The 17,924-nt window shown below is 68.7% G+C and carries 15 protein-coding genes; 9 read left to right on the top strand and 6 right to left on the bottom strand.

All coding sequences use genetic code 11. The features are described 5' to 3' along the window. Positions 1 to 24: 24 nt before the first annotated feature. From ABI214_RS21175 to ABI214_RS21165, 3 genes are all read right to left on the bottom strand, one after another. Positions 25 to 1,653, bottom strand: coding sequence for an acyl-CoA dehydrogenase family protein (locus tag ABI214_RS21175; RefSeq protein ID WP_348604424.1), 1,629 nt, complete (start codon positions 1,651 to 1,653; stop codon positions 25 to 27). Between the two features lie 72 nt (positions 1,654 to 1,725). Next, positions 1,726 to 2,487, bottom strand: a complete 762-nt coding sequence (locus ABI214_RS21170; protein WP_348604423.1) for a PaaX domain-containing protein, C- domain protein — start codon at positions 2,485 to 2,487, stop codon at positions 1,726 to 1,728. 113 nt (positions 2,488 to 2,600) lie between these two features. Further along, positions 2,601 to 3,938: an anaerobic C4-dicarboxylate transporter family protein gene (locus ABI214_RS21165; RefSeq protein WP_348604422.1), complete on the bottom strand. Its 1,338-nt coding sequence runs from the start codon at positions 3,936 to 3,938 to the stop codon at positions 2,601 to 2,603. A gap of 111 nt (positions 3,939 to 4,049) precedes the next feature. Here ABI214_RS21165 and ABI214_RS21160 point away from each other — a divergent pair, with 111 nt between their 5' ends. Both ABI214_RS21160 and ABI214_RS21155 read left to right on the top strand, forming a co-directional pair. Beyond that, entirely contained in the window at positions 4,050 to 8,579 is a 4,530-nt protein-coding gene (locus ABI214_RS21160; protein ID WP_348611854.1) for an ATP-dependent helicase, read from the top strand. Between the two features lie 3 nt (positions 8,580 to 8,582). Next, positions 8,583 to 9,362: a DNA-formamidopyrimidine glycosylase family protein gene (locus ABI214_RS21155; RefSeq protein WP_348604421.1), complete on the top strand. Its 780-nt coding sequence runs from the start codon at positions 8,583 to 8,585 to the stop codon at positions 9,360 to 9,362. Here ABI214_RS21155 and ABI214_RS21150 read toward each other — a convergent pair. Beyond that, the gene (locus ABI214_RS21150) at positions 9,353 to 9,655 is read right to left on the bottom strand and encodes a hypothetical protein (protein ID WP_348604420.1); all 303 of its coding nucleotides are present in this window, start codon (positions 9,653 to 9,655) and stop codon (positions 9,353 to 9,355) included. The two genes, ABI214_RS21155 and ABI214_RS21150, sit on opposite strands and share 10 nt — an antisense overlap. 77 nt (positions 9,656 to 9,732) lie before the next feature. Then, positions 9,733 to 11,271 (bottom strand): ATP-binding protein, encoded by a 1,539-nt coding sequence (locus ABI214_RS21145; protein WP_348604419.1) that lies wholly within the window; start codon positions 11,269 to 11,271, stop codon positions 9,733 to 9,735. Between the two features lie 207 nt (positions 11,272 to 11,478). On the opposite strand from ABI214_RS21145, the gene ABI214_RS21140 reads away from it, so the two are divergent. From ABI214_RS21140 to ABI214_RS21110, 7 genes are read left to right on the top strand one after another with little or no spacing between them, the layout of a single operon-like run. Further along, complete coding sequence (locus ABI214_RS21140; RefSeq protein ID WP_348604418.1) at positions 11,479 to 12,633, top strand: acyl-CoA dehydrogenase family protein; 1,155 nt, start codon at positions 11,479 to 11,481, stop codon at positions 12,631 to 12,633. 37 nt (positions 12,634 to 12,670) lie between these two features. Further along, the gene (locus tag ABI214_RS21135; protein WP_348604417.1) at positions 12,671 to 13,036 is read left to right on the top strand and encodes a hypothetical protein; all 366 of its coding nucleotides are present in this window, start codon (positions 12,671 to 12,673) and stop codon (positions 13,034 to 13,036) included. Next, a complete protein-coding gene (locus ABI214_RS21130; RefSeq protein ID WP_348604416.1) occupies positions 13,033 to 13,494 on the top strand; it encodes a nuclear transport factor 2 family protein in 462 nt (153 codons plus the stop codon). The genes ABI214_RS21135 and ABI214_RS21130 overlap by 4 nt, the downstream gene beginning before the upstream one ends. Before the next feature lie 42 nt (positions 13,495 to 13,536). Further along, on the top strand, positions 13,537 to 14,823 hold the full coding sequence (locus ABI214_RS21125) for an aromatic ring-hydroxylating oxygenase subunit alpha (protein WP_348604415.1): 1,287 nt from the start codon (positions 13,537 to 13,539) through the stop codon (positions 14,821 to 14,823). Beyond that, the gene (locus ABI214_RS21120; RefSeq protein ID WP_348604414.1) at positions 14,813 to 15,316 is read left to right on the top strand and encodes an aromatic-ring-hydroxylating dioxygenase subunit beta; all 504 of its coding nucleotides are present in this window, start codon (positions 14,813 to 14,815) and stop codon (positions 15,314 to 15,316) included. The genes ABI214_RS21125 and ABI214_RS21120 overlap by 11 nt, the downstream gene beginning before the upstream one ends. Before the next feature lie 58 nt (positions 15,317 to 15,374). Next, positions 15,375 to 16,115, top strand: a complete 741-nt coding sequence (locus tag ABI214_RS21115) for an SDR family NAD(P)-dependent oxidoreductase (protein ID WP_348604413.1) — start codon at positions 15,375 to 15,377, stop codon at positions 16,113 to 16,115. Between the two features lie 57 nt (positions 16,116 to 16,172). Continuing rightward, positions 16,173 to 17,132 carry a PDR/VanB family oxidoreductase gene (locus ABI214_RS21110; protein ID WP_348604412.1) on the top strand — a complete coding sequence of 320 codons (960 nt, stop codon included), beginning with the start codon at positions 16,173 to 16,175 and terminating at the stop codon, positions 17,130 to 17,132. Between the two features lie 27 nt (positions 17,133 to 17,159). Here the strand turns inward: ABI214_RS21110 and ABI214_RS21105 are convergent, their stop codons facing one another. After that, positions 17,160 to 17,783, bottom strand: a complete 624-nt coding sequence (locus ABI214_RS21105) for a response regulator transcription factor (RefSeq protein WP_348604411.1) — start codon at positions 17,781 to 17,783, stop codon at positions 17,160 to 17,162. Positions 17,784 to 17,924: the final 141 nt, after the last annotated feature.

Below are 17,924 nucleotides of genomic sequence, written 5' to 3'. Positions count from 1 at the left end.
TTCGAATGGAACGGACGCGGTCCGTCAACCGACCTTCGGGGTGACACGATCGAGGATCGCCGCGAAGTCCACACCCGAGGGCAGCGTTCCGTAGACGCTGCCGCGGTCGCCGTCGAGTCGGGTGGCGACGAACGCGTCGGCCACTGCCGGATGGCCGTAGCGCACCAGCAGCGACGCCTGGAGAACCAGCGCCATCCGCTCGATCACACGACGCGCCAGCACCTCCGCGTTCGCCAGATCCGTCAACTGTGCACGAATCTCGTCGATCGAACGTTGAATGCTCGGCTCGGGACCCGCGAGGGCGACTTCGGCGAAGAACGCTTCCACCGTGCCCGGGTTCTTGGCCATCGCTCGCAGCACGTCGAGTGCCGCGACATTTCCGCTGCCCTCCCAGATGCCGTTGAGCGGTGACTCCCGGAACAGGCGCGGCATCTGGGACTCCTCGATGAAGCCGTTGCCGCCGAAGCACTCCAACGCTTCGGCAGCATGCGCCGGCCACCGCTTGCACACCCAGTACTTGCCGATCGCGAGCGCCAGACGCAGGAAGTCCGATTCCGCTGCGTCGCCCCGGCTCGCCCGGTCGTGGGCACCGGCGAGACGCATCATCAGCAGCGATGCCGCCTCCGATTCCACCGCCAGGTCGGAGAGCACGTTGCGCATCAGGGGCTGGTCGATGAGGTAGTTGCCGAACGCTTTCCGATGCGTGGCGTGGTGCGCCGCCTGCACGACTCCGCGCCGCATCCCCGACGCGGCCCCGATCAGGCAGTCGAGTCGAGTCATGTTGACCATCTTGATGATCGTCGGCACGCCGCGACCTTCGTCACCGACGCGCCACGCGAGGGCGTTCTCGTACTCGATCTCGGCCGACGGGTTCGACCGGTTGCCCAGCTTGTCCTTGAGCCGCATGAGGCGGACGTTGTTGCGGGCGCCGTCCGGCAGAACGCGGGGCACCAGGAAACAGGTCACCCCTGCATCCGTCTGCGCGAGCACGAGGAACAGATCGGCCATGGTCGCCGAGGTGAACCACTTGTGGCCGACGAGCCGGTAGCTGCCGTCCGACTGCAGCGTGGCGCGCGTCGTATTGGCGCGGATGTCGGATCCGCCCTGCTTCTCGGTCATCGACATCGTCGCGAGGAGCCCGGCCTTCTCCAACGGCGGCCTGAGACCACCCTCGTACGACGAATTGGACAGCAGCGGTTCGTATATCGCGGCCAGCTCGGGGTTGTCCCGCAACGCAGGCACCGCGGCATAGGTCGCCGAGATCGGACAGGTGTGGCCGGCTTCGACATTGCTCCACACGTAGAACTTGGCGGCGCGGGCGACGTGGCTGCCCGAGCGGGGGTCGCTCCACGGAGCACCGTGCATCCCGTTGGCGACCGCCGTGGACAGCAGTTCGTGCCAGGCCGGATGGAACTCGAGATCGTCGATGCGGTGGCCGAACCGGTCGTAGGGCCGCAGGATCGGCGGATTCTCGTTGGCGAGGCGGCCCCACTCCTGCACCTCCTCGGTGCCGGCGAGAACGCCGAGGCGATTCACGTCGTCGACCGCCCATGCGGCGCCCTCCCTGGCGAGTCCGTCGAGCAAGGTCGGGTCCTCGGCGACGTTGTGGCCGTAGAGCGGTACCGACTGGTTGAACACTTCGTGGGTCTGCATGACTGCCTCCTTCGACTGCCCTACTCGGACATTACGTTTTTCAAACAGTCGAAGTCAATGAGTAATTGTGAATCAGGTCACGTGGCCGACCTCCGGTATCGACACGAACTCCTCCTGATACGCGCGCCACGCTGCGTGAACGCGATCTGCGCTCCATGAATCAGGTCGAAGTTCTTGCGGCAGAACGGGGTCCGTAAGAAGATGCCGGACGATCGCGGTCGCGACCGTGAATCGGTCCACCGTGCCCGACGCGAGCTCCATCAACTCGAGCAGTCTCCGGGCCTCCGCCTCCCACTCCCGCAGATCCCACAACGAGGCGAGAAGCTCACCCGCATCACGGCCCGGTTGCCCGCTCATCACCTCCACCGGCTCGTCGCCCAGGCCCAGCGGTCGGGCAAGGTTGGCCGGACGCAGCCAGACCCCCTCGCGCAGTTCGGCCAGCCGGAGCCGGGACAGCCGGGTCCGAAGGGAGGCACGCTCACCGGGCTCACGCCCCGTCCCGGTGACGACGACGATCTCCCAGTCGCCGTTCCAGTCGCGGGTCTCCTGTTCGACCTCGTGCAGAACCCGCTGACGTCGTTCGAGGAGCGGCTCGCTCAGTCGGAAACCATCCGGTGTGCGGGTGAGGTCACCGCTGGAGACCATTCGGGTCAACGCGACGCGTGCGGCGGACTCCTTGATCCCGAACGCGCCCGCGGCACGCACGACCTGCGCCGGCGTGGGGCTGGCCGGATGATTGCTGACGAGCAGACTGAGGATCACGCCACGAGCAGTGAGCCGCGGCAAGTGAGCGTCCAGATCCAACCGCCGGGCGTCGGTCGCGTCGTCATCCACGTAGTTCACTCCTCGTCACGCAGGCAGGCATTGGGAACGGCTGGTGCTGCGGTCCAACGGTAGAGATCTCCGGACGACGCCAGGGGTGTCGGGTCTCACGGATCCCGCCCACGTCAGCTCAGCAGCACACCGATTCCGGCACCCGCCGCGATCGTGGTTACCGCGAGGACAAGGGTCGGCACGAAGAACGAGTGGTCGACGAGTTTGGTGCCGAGCTTGGTGGTGCCCGACAGGTCGAAGTTGGCGGCCGCGATCTGGGATCCGTTGGTGGGCAACAGGTAGATGCCCGCGAAGGCGCCCGCCCACATGCCGCTGAGGACCGACGGCGCGATCCCGGCGGCCAGGCCGATGGGCACGATGGTCCGGGTCGCGGTCGACTGGCTGGTCGTGAGCACGCACACCAGGAACACGCCGAGCGCGAAGATCCACGGGGCGGCATCGACCCAGTCGCCGACCGTGTTCGTGATCGTGTCGCTGTGGGCGCTGATGAAGGTGTCGGTGAGCCAGGCCAGGCCGAACAGCGCGATCGCCGAGACCATGCCGGCCCGGAAGACGGTCGAGGCGGGCACCTCGGTGACGTTCGGGCGCGAGACCAGCAGGATCACGGTGCCGACGACGAACATGATCATCTCGATGATCGGGGTCATCGAGAGCGGGCTGCCGTCGGCCCCCACCGGGCGGATGTCCTTGAACAGGCCGAACACGACGATCGCGAGGACACCGGTGAGGAAGATCAGCGCGGCGTTGCGACCCTGGACGGTCGACTCGAGCTTGACCGCACCGGCGCCGCCCACGCCGGCGGCCTCGAGCTCACCCGACTCGATCTTCGCCCGGACCTCGGGATCGTCCCGCAGTTCCTTGCCGAGCTTGTTGACGACGAACGACGACAGCACGATGCCGATGATCGCGGCGGGCAGCGTGACCATGAGGATGTCGACCAACTCGAAGTTGTACGGCGCGACGTCGGTGAGTGTCACCATGGCCGCCATCGCCGCCGACACCGGACTGCACGCGAGCGCGACGCCGGTCGCCACGACGGACAACGAGAGCGGTCGGGACGGCCGCACCCCGTTGCGGTACGAGAGGTCGTAGATCACCGGCAGCAGCGGGTACAGGATGTTCGACGTCCCCGCACCCACCGAGAACAGGAACGACACGAGCGGCGCGATGAGCGTGATCTGCTTCGGGCGCCGCGAGATCAACCGCGCCGCGATCGTCACCATCCAGTCGATGCCGCCCGCCACCTGCATCATCGACGACGCAAGCACGACCGACAGCACGATCAGCAGGGCGTCGACGGGTGGGGTGCCGACGTCTTCACGGAAGACGAAGACGAGGACCGCTACGCCCGCGCCGCCCCACAGACCGAGCGCGACACCGCTGGACCGGGTGCCCATCACGATCGCCCCGAGGACCACCGCGAGTTCGAGCACGAACTTCACTGTCTCCATGACACCCCGCCGTCCAAACCAAGACCGATCGTTTGATCTGGAAGCTACTACGGGTTCGGGCACGGCGCCGTGCAGCGGTGCGTGTCGGTGCGTCCGGGCAAGATGGACCGCATGGACGCCGTCCTCGCCCGTTTCTCCGCGCCCACCCGGGAGTGGTTCGACGGTGCCTTCGACGCGCCCACGGCCGCTCAACTGGGCGCGTGGGACTCGATCGCGAGTGGCGCGCACACGCTCGTCGTCGCACCCACCGGGTCCGGCAAGACGCTGTCGGCGTTCCTGTGGGCGCTGGATCGGCTGGCCACAACCACGGAGACCGACGAGAAGCGCACCACGCGGGTCCTCTACATCTCGCCGCTCAAGGCCCTCGGCGTGGACGTCGAGCGCAACCTACGCGCCCCGCTGGTCGGCATCACCCAGACCGCGAAACGCCTCGGATTCGAACCGCCGGAGATCCGGGTCGGGGTCCGGTCCGGCGACACCCCCACCGGCGAGCGCCGCAAGCTGATCAAGACGCCCCCCGACATCCTGATCACGACCCCCGAGTCGCTGTTCCTGATGCTGACGTCGGCGGCGCGCGAGACCCTGGCCGGGGTCGAGACGGTGATCGTCGACGAGGTCCACGCGGTCGCCGGCACCAAACGCGGCGCGCACCTCGCGCTCTCGCTCGAACGCCTCGACATGCTGCGCGAGCGACCGGTGCAGCGGATCGGGCTGTCGGCGACCGTGCGCCCGCACGAGGAGGTGGGCCGGTTCCTCGCCGGTTCGGCGCCCATCCGCATCGTGGCACCTCCGGCGGCCAAGACGTTCGATCTCACGGTGCGGGTGCCGGTCGAGGACATGACGGAACTCGGTGTCGCCGAGCCGGATCCGGACTCGGCCTCCCCCACCCCGCAGGCCGGGTCCATCTGGCCGCACGTCGAGGAGCAGATCGTGGATCTGATCCTCGAGCACCGCTCGTCGATCGTGTTCGCGAACTCGCGCCGGCTCGCCGAGAAGCTCACCGCGCGGCTCAACGAGATCTACGCCGAACGCCTCGGCGGGGTCGTCGAGAAGCAGGGCAAGCCGCCGTCGCAGATCGGCGCACCCACCGAGGTCAACTACGGTGCCGATCCGCTGCTCGCCCGCGCTCACCACGGCTCGGTCAGCAAGGACCAGCGCGCGATCATCGAGGACGACCTCAAGTCGGGGCGCCTGCGCTGCGTCGTCGCCACCAGCAGCCTCGAGCTCGGAATCGACATGGGTGCAGTCGATCTCGTCGTCCAGGTGGAGGCGCCACCGTCGGTGGCGAGCGGTCTGCAGCGCGTCGGCCGCGCCGGACACCAGGTGGGCGAGATCTCCCGCGGCGTGCTGTTCCCCAAGCATCGCACCGACCTGATCCACTGCGCCGTGACCGTCGAGCGGATGACCACCGGGAAGATCGAGGCCCTCGAGATCCCCGCCAACCCGCTCGACATCCTGGCGCAGCAGACCGTCGCCGCGACCGCGCTCGAACCGCTCGACGTGGAGCAGTGGTTCGACGTCGTCCGACGCAGCGGATCCTTCGCGACCCTGCCGCGCTCGGCGTTCGAGTCGACCCTCGACCTGCTGGCCGGCCGCTACCCGTCCGACGAGTTCGCCGAACTGCGCCCGCGGCTGGTGTGGGACCGCGACGGCGGCACCCTCACCGGCCGACCGGGCTCGCAGCGCCTGGCGGTCACGTCGGGCGGCGCCATCCCCGACCGCGGCCTGTTCGCCGTCTACATGGTGGGCGAGCGGCAGTCGCGGGTGGGCGAACTCGACGAGGAGATGGTCTACGAGTCCCGCGTCGGCGACGTGTTCGCGCTCGGCGCCACCAGTTGGCGGATCGAGGAGATCACGTTCGACCGGGTGCTCGTCAGTCCCGCGTACGGCCTGCCCGGACGGCTGCCGTTCTGGCACGGTGACGGCCTGGGTCGCCCCGCCGAACTCGGCGAGGCCCTCGGCGGCTTCCTGCGCGAATTGTCGACCAGCACGCCGGACGAGGTCACCGCGCGCTGCGTGGCCGCCGGGCTCGACACCAACGCCACCACCAACCTCGCGGCGCTGGTCGACGACCAGCAGCAGGCGACCGGACGCGTGCCGACCGACCGCACCCTGGTGGTCGAACGCTTCCGCGACGAACTCGGCGACTGGCGGCTGGTCCTGCACTCCCCGTACGGCCTGCGGGTCCACGCGCCGTGGGCGCTCGCGGTCGGCGCCCGGCTGCGCGAACGGTTCGGCGTGGACGCCGCCCCCACCGCGTCCGACGACGGCATCATCGTCCGCCTCCCCGACACCGAGGACACCCCGCCCGGCGCCGAACTGTTCGCGTTCGAGCGCGACGAGATCGAGGACATCGTCACCGACGAGGTGGGCGGCTCGGCGCTGTTCGCGTCCCGCTTCCGCGAATGTGCCGCGCGCGCACTGCTGTTGCCGCGCCGCACCCCCGGCAAGCGGGCACCGCTGTGGCAGCAGCGGCAGCGCTCCGCCCAACTGCTCGACGTCGCACGCAAGTTCCCCACCTTCCCGATCCTGCTCGAGACCGTGCGCGAATGCCTGCAGGACGTGTACGACCTGCCGGCGCTGCGGGACCTGTTCGGCCGCATCGGGCGCCGGCAGATCCGGATCGTCGAGGTCGAGACCGCGACCCCGTCGCCGTTCGCGAACGCGCTGCTGTTCGACTACGTGGGCGCGTTCATGTACGAGGGCGACAGCCCGCTCGCCGAACGTCGCGCCGCCGCACTGTCCCTCGACTCGACGCTGCTGGCCGAACTGCTCGGCCGGGTCGAGTTGCGTGAACTGCTCGACGCCGACGTCATCGACAAGGCGGAGGCCGAACTGCAGCGACTGGTCCCCGACCGCCGCGCCCGCGACGTCGAGGGCATGGCCGACCTGCTGCGCCTGCTGGGACCGCTCACCACCGAGGAGGCCGCGGCGCGCGCGACGGCAGACCCGGCGCCGTGGCTGAACGAACTCGTCGAACATCGCCGCGCCCTCCAGGTGTCGTTCGCCGGGCGACACTGGTGGACGGCCGTCGAGGACGCTGCCCGCCTGCGCGACGGGCTCGGTGTGCCGCTGCCGATCGGCACCCCCGCCGCCTTCATCGAACCCGTCGACGACCCGCTCGGCGACCTGCTCGGACGCTACGCCCGCACCCACGGCCCGTTCACCGTGTCCGAGGCCGCGGAGCGCTTCGGCATCGGGTCCGCCGTCGCGCGCGACGTCCTGGTGCGGCTGGCGAACGAAAAGCGTGTCGTGGAGGGCGAGTTCCGGCCCGGCGCGTCCGGCAGCGAGTGGTGCGACGCCGAGGTGCTGCGCCGCCTGCGCCGACGCTCGCTGGCCGCCGCGCGCGAGGAGGTCGAACCGGTCAGCACCGCGACGCTGGGCCGATTCCTGCCGAGCTGGCAGCACGTGGGCGGGTCGCTGCGCGGCCTCGACGGCGTCGTGACCGTCGTGGAACAGCTTGCGGGCGTGCCGGTTCCCGCGTCGGCGCTCGAGTCGCTGGTCCTCGGGTCCCGGGTGCGCGACTACTCCCCCGCGATGCTCGACGAACTCACCGCGACCGGTGAGGTGCTGTGGTCGGGTGCCGGGCAGATCTCCGGCAAGGACGGCTGGGTGAGCCTGCACCTGGCCGAGTCGTCGCCGCTCACCCTCGCGGCTCCGGCCGAGATCGACCTCACCGACGTGCACCGCAGCGTCCTCGACACCCTCGCCGGCGGCGGCGCGTACTTCTTCCGGCAACTGTCGGACACCCTGGGCGCGACGGATGACCCCGCGCTCACCGCCGCCCTGTGGGATCTGGTGTGGGCCGGGTACATCGGGAACGACACCCTGGCCCCGCTGCGGGCGCTGCTGTCGGACACCTCGCGCGCCACCCCGAGCCACCGCACCCCGCGCCGCGCACCCCGCGCGCACGCCTACCGCCGGCTCGGGCGTCCCACGATGCCGACCCGCAGCGGTCCGCCCGCCGCGGGTGGGCGCTGGTCGCTGCTGCCCGATCCGGAATCCGACCCCACGCTGCGTGCCCACGCGACCGCCGACCTGCTGCTGGAACGGTACGGCGTCGTCACGCGCGGCGCGGTGGTCGCCGAGGAGGTGCCCGGCGGGTTCGCCTCGATGTACAAGGTGCTCACCGGTTTCGAGGACGGCGGACGCTGTCGCCGCGGCTATTTCGTCGACACCCTCGGTGGCGCGCAGTTCTCCACGCCGGACGTGGTCGACCGTCTGCGCACCCACAGCGACTCGATCGAGGGCCGACACGCGGCGGCGCCCGCCGTCACGCTGGCGGCGTCCGATCCCGCCAACCCGTACGGGGCCGCGCTGCCGTGGCCGCTGTCGATGGCCGGTGACGATGCGCCCAAGCATCGACCCGGACGCAAGGCCGGCGGCCTGGTGGTGCTCGTCGACGGCGAACTGGTGCTGTTCGTCGAGCGCGGCGGGCGCACCGTGCTCACCTTCACCGACCACATCGGCGCCCTGCGCACGGGCGCCGAGTCGCTGGCCGCCACCGTCAAACGTGGCGGCATCGACAAGGTGGTCGTCGAGAAGGTGGACGGACTGACCATCCACGGCAACGATTTCGGCCAGCTGCTCGCGGAGGTCGGCTTCTCGGCCACGCCGCGCGGCTACCGATTGCGAGCGTGAGCGGTGCCCGAGGGTGACACCGTCTGGCAGACCGCGCACCGACTCGACGCCGCGCTCACCGGTCGCACGCTCACCGAGTGCGACGTCCGCGTGCCGCGGTATGCGACCGTCGACCTGTCCGGCCGGCCTGTCGACTCGGTGATCGCCCGCGGCAAGCACCTGCTCACCCGCGTCGGCGATCACACGATCCACACCCATCTGAAGATGGACGGCGCCTGGCACGTCTATCCGCGTGGTACCCGCTGGAAGCGCCCGGCGCACCAGGCACGGATCGTCCTGGGAACCGAAGACTCTGTCGCCGTGGGATTCTCACTCGGCATCACCGAAGTGATCGGACGCGACGACGAGGACGACGTCGTCGGCCACCTCGGTCCCGACCTGCTCGGCCCGGACTGGGACGCCGCGGTCGCGACCGCGAACCTCGCCGCGGCCGGGGACCGTCCGATCGGCGAGGCGCTGCTGGATCAACGGATCATGGCCGGCATCGGCAACGTCTACCGCAACGAGATCTGCTTCCTGCGCGGCGTCGACCCCCGCACCCCCACCGATCGTGTGCCCGATCTACCCGAGGTGGTCGACCTGGCGCATCGACTGCTGCTCGCCAACCGCGACCGCGTCGTGCGCGTCACCACGGGTGACCGACGGCCCGGCTGCCGCGATTGGGTGTACGGGCGCGGCGGACGACCATGCCTGCGCTGCGGCACCCTGATCGTGACGATCGAGTTCGGCGGGGAACCCGGCCGGGAACGCTCGATCTACGTGTGCCCCCGGTGTCAGCGCTGAGGACCGCTCCCGGTGGGCGCGTCCCCGACGGCCCATTCCGCCTCGGCGATCCAGTACTCGCTGCCGTCCGCGCTGATCCCGCGCGTCCACTCGGTGGTCCGTCGCAGGTCCGGCTCCACCCGCGCGGTCGCCGCGTCGGCGCCGTCCGGGCCGTCCTCACGCACCTGCCAGTGCACCCAGTTGACCTCGTTGCCGTACTCGTCGTGGACGAAGAGGTCGACGTGGTGCCACCCGTAGCGGTGCGTGTCGGCGTAACAGGTCAGGAACGTGCGGTGATGATTCGAATAGTCCACGGACGGCACCTCGCAACGATCGACGAACTTTCCCTCACGATAGGAGCGAGCACCCACCGCGGGTACCCCAGAAACCTTTACGTGCGAGGACGATCCGGTGCGGTTACGCGCGGCAGCGTGAAGGTGAAGACGGCGCCCTGCGGTTCACGCTCGGTGGCCGTCAGCGATCCGCCCTGACGGCTGATGATCCGGTGACTCAACGCGAGTCCGATCCCGTGGCCGGTGGCCTTCGAACTGAACGCCCCGTCGAAGACCCGTCCGTCGGGGATGTGCGACAGCCCCTTCCCCTCGTCCTCGACGCTGACGACCCCCTCGGCGCCGCTCGCCGTCGTCCGGACACGGACCGTGCCGCCCTCCCCCGACTGCGCGGACATCTCGTCGATCGCGTTGAAGCAGAGGTTGAGCAGGACCTGTCCTGTCAGGACCCGCTCGCACTCCACCGCGACCGGCTCCGCGGAACAGACGTACTCGACGCACACGCCCTTCTGGCGGGCCCGGATGTCGACGAAGTCGGCACACTCCTCGACGATCTCGTTCAGGTCCACCACCTGCAGCGACTCCTCGAGCTGGGTCACGTACTCGCGCAGGCTGCGCACAATCTGGTTCGCCCGGTCCAACTGCTTGCGCGCCTCCTGCAGACCCCACGTGACGTCGCCGAGTCCGGGATCTCCGAGTGCCAGCCGCCCCTGGGTTCCGGCTATGAAATTGGTTGCGGCGGCGAGCGGCTGGGCCAGCTCGTGTGCAATGGCCATCGCCATGTCGCCCATCGCGTTGTAGCGCGCGAGATAGTTGAGGTACTGCGCGTCCCGCCGATGCTCCTCCTCGGTCCGCACGTGTTCGGTGACGTCGTGGAACAACAGCAGATGCCCGCTGAGGTCGTTCTCGATGGAGATGTGCTGGCAGCTCCCGGAGTGCCAGCGACGCTCGCCCGAGGCGAGTTCGACCTCGTAGCGCAACCCCTGCGATTCCCCGTCCGCGCTGGCACGCGCGAGGCTGCGTTCCACCCGCTCCCGTGAGCTGCCGCCGCGACAGAACCGGGTGAACCGCACCCCGATCAGTAGCTCGACCGGCACGTCGAGCAGCTTTGCCGCGGCCTCGCTCGCGTAACTGATCCGGCTGTCGTCGTCGAGCACGAGGATGCCCTCTGCCATGTTCCGCAGGAACGCCGCGAGCCGGGCCTCGGTCCGGTTGAGATCCGCCTCGGTGCGTGTGAGTTCACGGCGCATCATCGCTTCCTGCTCGATGTCCCGGAACTGCACCATCACCACGGTGCGGCCCGTCAGTTCGACCCGAATCGCGATGGCCTCGGTGAGGATCTCGCGCCCGCTCTTGCTGCGGTAGCCCCACTCGATCACGGCGACGCCGTTGTCCACCGCGTCCTGCAACCATTGCCGGCCCGCCGAGCGGCGGTAGCAGTCAGCCCGCACGCTCATGTCCGGCGCCTTGAGCGGACGCAATTCCTCGACGGTGAATTCGAGGAGCTCGGACGCGGCACGATTGGCCCACAGAATGTCCTTCGTGACGGCGTCGTGCACCAGCACGCAATAGCGCAGCGACCCGACCAGCCGCTCGTAGTCGGCGGATGTCAGCTCGTACGCACCACTCTGATCGGGCATCCGCCGATACTACGAAGCGATTGGTCGACAACGCATAGGGAAAACCTTCAGCCGAACACGACATCTGACGCAGGGCTACCAGGAATGCACCGATTGAGAGACGTGGGTCACTCGAATTAGCTTGTCCCCAATGGGAAATGAACCTGTTCCCCCAGCGCCTTCCGTCGCGTCATTCGGCGCACCCGTGTACCGATCGGAGTATCAGAGATGACCAAGACCCCTGTCCTCGAACCGCCGGAGACGGCCGCGAACCTGTCGTTCGAGACCGTCCTCGACCACGTGGCCGCGCGCCGGCAGGAGTTCGCCGAACTGAAGTACGTGCCGCGGGACATGATCGAGGAGTTCAAACAGGTCGGCATCTACCGCGCGGCCACGCCCCGACGGTTCGGCGGAGATGCCCTGCCGCCCAGCGAGTTCCTGCGGATGATCGAGCGTATCTCCGCCGTGGACGCATCCGCGGGTTGGGTCGCCAGCTTCGGCTCGGCGCTCGTGTACCTGGCCGCGCTCCCCCTCGACACGCAGGCCGAGCTGTACAAGGACAGTCCGGACCTGGTCTTCGCGGGCGGCCTGTTCCCGGTACAGCCGGCTCGGAAGGTGCCGGGTGGATACGAGGTCAGCGGCCAGTGGAAGTTCGCCAGCGGCTGCAAGGGCGCCGACATCCTCGGCGTCGGTATCCGGGGTGGCGAGGACACCGCAGGCAAGCCCCTCACCGCCTTGCTGTGGCCCAAGGACGTCGAGATCGTCGAGAACTGGGACGTCCTCGGGCTGTCGGGGACCGGCAGCCACGAATTGAAGGTGGACGGCGTCGTCGTCCCCGAGGACTGGACGTTCGTGCGCGGCGGCACTCCGACCGTCGACGAACCGCTCTACCGCTACCCGTCGATCGCATATGCCGCTCAGGTTCTCGCCGTCGTCAACCTCGGTGTCGGCCGGGCCGCGCTCGATCACGCGGTGAAGGTGGGGGCCGGGCGCACCGGCATCACCGGGGCGCCTCGCCTCGCCGACCGGGCCTACTACCGCATCGACATCGCCAAGGCGGAGGCAGCGTTGCGCTCGGCCCGAGCGTTCTTCTACGAGGTCACCGACGAGGCCTACGCGACCGTCGTCGCCGGAGATCCGGTCCCCGACAAGCTGGCCGCGCTGCTGCGCTTGTCCTCGACACACGTCGCGAAAGCCGGTGCCGCCGCAGTCCATACCGCGTTCCAGCTGTCGGGCACCGGCGCGATCTACGACGGCACGCCGATGCAGCGCTACATGCGCGAAGCCCTCGTCCCGCCGCAGCACGCGTTCCTCGGCGACGGCATCTACGACAGTGCCGGCGCGGTGCTGATGGACATCCCGCCGTTCCCCGGATTCATCTGAGCCCCTTCCCCATCGACGACCTTCCCAGGAGCCCCTCGTGACCGCTTCCTCGTCCGCACCGCTACGGGTGCTGTTCTGCATCGGAATCAATCAGAACTTCTTCGACCTTCCCACCGGCGGGGGCGGAGTCGTGTGGCAGGCCTTCTCCGGGATGATGGACGCGCTCGCGGCCACCCCCGGGGTTCGGGTGCTCGGCGACATCGACGACGACAGCCACATGGTCGGTCCGTCGGACGGCTGGCCGTGGACGTGCTACATCCTCGCCGACGTCGACACCCAGGAGACCGTCAAGGACGTCTGCAATCTGTTCCGCACCACCCCCGTCGGCGAGCACTCCCTGTGGCGCTACGCCAAGATCGAGGCCCGGATCGGGCGCGCGCTGACCGTCCGCGACGACGCGTGAGCCGGCCTGCCTCCGGCGCGCGCGACGCCGTCCACGACCTCATGTGCCGCTACATGGAACTATGCGACGTGCCGTCCGTCGACTTCTCCGTCGACGCTCTCACCGCCCTCTTCACCGAGGATGCGGTGTGGGAGGGTGTCGGCGCCGAGTACGCCGCCAGGTTCGGTCGCCGGTCCGGCCGTGACGCGGTGATCGAGATGGTCGCCTCCCACCTGCCGCCGAACGATCACTTCCGCCGCAACGTGCACCTGCTCGGCAACGAACAGATCGACGTCGACACCGACGGAGCGGCGGCCCGCGGCCGCTGGATCATGCAACAGCTCTCGACCTACCGGGACGGGACCAGCGAGTTGATCGCTGCCCGCATCGACGCCGAGGTCGACCTGACCGACGGAACGGCGCTGATCCGACGATTCGGCACCGAGCGACTCTTCGCCGTGCCCCTTCCCGCGCGCTGAGCAGCGGATGCACGCCACCAGCCCACTTCGAAGGACAACCACATGACCACCTTCCTCGAACCCGACCGACCCGCCCCCGCCGCAGCCGACCTCGTCTCGGACGACCGCGTCGCGGGCTCGCTGTACACCGATCCAGAGGTGTTCGAGCTCGAGCTCGAACGCATCTTTCACCGCACGTGGGTCTGGGTCGCCCACGAGAGCGAAATCCCCGAAGCGGGCAGCTTCAAGACGGCGACCATCGGCCGACAGCCGGTGATCGTGAACCGGGATCGCAAGGGCAACTTCAATGTTCTGCTCAACCGTTGCCGGCACCGCGGCGCCAGCGTGTGCGAGGTCCCCAAGGGCAAGGCCAACGGTTTCACCTGCCCGTACCACAGCTGGTCCTACGCGCTCGACGGCCGACTGCGCGGCATCCCGTACCCCGACGGTTACGACGCCGACCTCGACAAGAAGGACCTGCCGCTGCAGCGCCTCCGCGTCGAGTCCTACGCCGGGATGATCTTCGCGAGCTTCGATCCCGACATCGAGCCGCTCGAGGACTACCTCGGTGATGCCAAGCCCTGGATCGACCTGTTCATGAAGCAGGGCGCCGGGTACCCGATCAAGACGCAGGGCGAGCACCGATTCCGGTTCCGAGGCAACTGGAAGATCCAGTTGGAGAACACGACCGACGGCTACCACTTCCCGATCGTCCACCGGTCGTGGATGTCGTCCGTCGACGCCGAGACCGCCGACATGCTCTCGTTCATGACCGACGACCAGGCCGTCACCCACGCGCTCGGCAACGGCCACAGTGTCGCGATCATGGTGCCCGAGCACGTCGATCTCGACTACGACGACGGCACCGAAGAGCTGCAGGGGCGGTTCGACCACGTCGTCGCCGAACTGTCGAAGACGATGCCGCCCGAGAAGGTCCGGCGCATCGTCCGCTCGATGCACGGCGCCGGATTCAACCTGAACATCTTCCCGAACGTGGCCATGTCCATGTCCTTCTTCCGGGTGCTTCAGCCGATATCGGTCGACGAGACGGAGATTCGGCATGTCGCGCTGGGGCTGGACGGTGGACCGGAGATCGTCAACCGCGAGCGCCTGCGGATTCACGAACACTTCCAGGGCCCCTTCGGATTCGGCAGCCCCGACGACGCCGAGGCGTGGGATCGCGTGCAGCGCGGCGCCAACGGCGCCCCCGACATGCCGATCATGGTCAACCGAGGGCTGAACCGCGAGAGCCTCGACAGCGATGGGCACCGCACCTCGCATGTCACCGACGAAACCGGAATGCGCGAAGCGTATGCGATGTGGAAGAAGATGATGAACGATGCTCGCTGATCTGGTGACCGGCCGGTCGATCGACGGCCGGGTGCTCGAGGCCATCGAACTGATCTGGCACGAAGCGGCACTCCTCGACGCGAAGGACTACCGGGCGTGGGACGCCCTGTGGACGGAGGACGGTCGCTACGTCATCCCGATCGACCCCGCGATCGAGGACTTCGACGCGCACCTCAACATGGTCAACGACGACAGCCGGATGCGTCGGATGCGTATCGAGCGACTCACATCCGGTTACTCGATGTCGGCCCTGGCCGCCGCGCGGACCGTCCGCACAGTCTCCCGATTCACCGTCGAGGACCGAACCGAAGACACCGTCACCCTGCGGTCGGCGCAGATTCTCGTCGGCTTCCGGCGCGATACCCAGCAGACGCTCGCAGCCGAGCTCACCCACCGCATCCGATCGACCGCGGACGGACCTCGGCTGGAGCTGAAGGTGATTCGTCTCGTGAACTCCGAAAGCGCCGTCAACGCCTCCGGGTACCTGCTCTAGCCGCATCGACCACCGGATCGTCGCTCGCGACAGATCCGCCACCGAAAGGACCAACCACGTGGACACCGTCGCAGTGGTCACGGGCTCCGGGCGCGGGCTCGGCGCCACCATCGCACGTCACCTGTACCGTCGCGGCTACCGCGTCGCACTCGCCGACCTCGACGGCAGTGCGGCGCACACCGTCGCGACCGAACTGGATCCCACTGGCGAGCGGGCCTTCGGCGCCGCCCTGGACATCCGGAGCAAGGCCGACTTCACGGCGCTGCGCGACCGGGTGGTCGAGCGCTGGGGGCGGGTCGACGTCCTCGTCAACAACGCCGGGCGCTCACAGACCGGACAGCTGATGTCGATCTCCGCCGAGGAGTTCTCCGACATCGTCGAGACCAACCTCAACGGAACGTTTTTGGGCTGTCAGGTCTTCGGCGCGTACCTCGCGGATCGGGGGTACGGCAGGATCGTCAACATCGCCTCCCTCGCCGGCCAGAACGGAGGCACCGCCACCGGCGCGCACTACGCGGCCGCGAAGGGCGGCGTCGCCACGCTCACCAAGGTCTTCGCCCGCGAACTCGCGGGCGCGGGTGTGACGGTCAATGCCGTCTCGCCCGGGCCGCTGGACCTCCCGGTGGTGCGGGAGACCGTACCAGCCGAGCAGTTGGGCCGCATCGTGACGACCATTCCGGTCGGGACACTCGGTTCCCCGGAGTTCATCGCCGAGACCGTCGCGCTGCTGGCCTCGCCCACCGCGATGTCGGTCACCGGCGCCTGCTGGGACGTCAACGGCGGACTGTACATGCGTTGACCCTCAACCTGTTCCGGTGTCGAACGGTTGGGTCGTGGTAGGGAGGAATGAAGGACCATGAAGATGTTCACTGTCACAGTCTCGGAGATCGTCGACGAGGCCCGGGACATCAAGTCGTTCCGGCTGGTCCGGTCGGACGGTGGACCGCTCGAGCCCTACTCGGCCGGCGCGCACATCGACGTAATGGGGCCCACCGAGGTGGTGACCCAGTACTCGCTGTGCAGCCCGCCCCACCGCACAGACTCGTACCTGGTCGCGGTCAAACGCGAGAACGGTGCGCGGGGCGCGTCCGCCGCGCTGCACGATCGGGTGGGCGTCGGGACCGAACTCCGGATCAGTCCGCCGCGGAACCTGATGTCCGTCGTCCCCGGCGCCGACCACCACGTCCTCGTCGGCGCCGGGATCGGGCTCACCCCGATGCTGAGCCTCGCTTTCGCGCTCCACGCACAGCGGCAGCCGTTCGACCTGCACTACTTCGCGAGGTCCCGGGAGCAGGCCGCGTTCGTCGACCTGCTCGAGGAGTCGGAGTTCGCCGGTCGGGTACACCTGCACCTCGGCGTCACCCGTGCCGACCAGTACCAGATCCTCGAACGGGCGCTGTCCGACCTGACCGGCGCGAGCCACGTCTACACCTGTGGGCCGGAGGACTTCATGGCCCGGGTGCGGACCCTCGCCGAACCCGCGGTGGGCGAGGACCACGTCCACGTCGAACACTTCGAGGCCGCCGCCCCCGTCGACACCGACGCCGACGTCCCGTTCGAGCTCGAACTCGACACCGGTGAGGTGTTCGAGATTCCCGTCGGCGCCTCGATCGCAGAGGTCCTCGAGGCCAACGACATCGAGATCGATACGTCGTGCCGCGAGGGCATCTGCGGCACGTGCGTGCTGGACGTTCTCGGCGGCACCCCCGATCATCGCGACAACTGCCTGACCGTCGGCGAGAAGAAGGCGGGTGACCGGATCGCCGCGTGCGTGTCGAGGGCGCGTTCGCCTCGCCTGATCGTCGAGCTGCCGTAACCGTGACCGCCACAGCGCTGTCGACGGTCAGACCACCGTGATCCCGGATTGCATGACGTCCCGGACCAGCACCGCGATGCTCTCGGCACCGGTCTTCTCCTTGATCCGGGTGCGGTGCACGTCCACCGTCTTGACGCTGATCCCCAGCGCCTTCGCGATGTTCTTGCTCGGCAGCCCGTCCAGGACCAACGAGAGGATCTCCCGTTCGCGGACGGTCAGGGCGTCGATCCGACCGCGCAGCGAGTCGAGGCGGCGATGGTCGTCGAACCGTCGCCGCGCTACCTGCAGCGCATCCTGCACGACGTCCAGCATGTGCTGCGGATCGTACGGCTTCTCGATGAAGGTGAGCGCACCCTTCTGCAGCGCCCGCACCGTCATCTTGATGTCACCGTGCGCCGACACGAAGATGATCGGGATGGGTGACTCCTCCCCGAGCAGCGCCTCCTGCAACTGGAATCCGCCGACCTCGGGCATCCGGACGTCCAGGACGAGGCACGCCGGAATGTCCGTGCGCCGGCCGGCCAGGAACGACGACACCGAATAGAAGGACTCCGAACGGATGTCGACCGAGGCCAGTAGCCACGCCAGCGACTGACAGAGTTCCCGATCGTCGTCGACGATGTAGACGCACGTTTCCTGCTGCTGATCCATCGAATCCTGCCTCGATCGTCACGGTCCCGACTGCCCCCGCCCCCAGAGAGTAGCCCAACGCCACTGGCGGACTGAAGGATTCCCCTATCGCGCGCAGGCAATCGCTACCGCAGACTAGCGTCGCCGCCACTGCCCCGAACG

The sequence above is a fragment of the Prescottella soli genome (assembly GCF_040024445.1).
Lineage (GTDB): Bacteria > Actinomycetota > Actinomycetes > Mycobacteriales > Mycobacteriaceae > Prescottella > Prescottella soli.
Note: the sequence above shows the minus strand (reverse complement) of the source record. Positions and strands in the feature narration are given on the sequence as shown.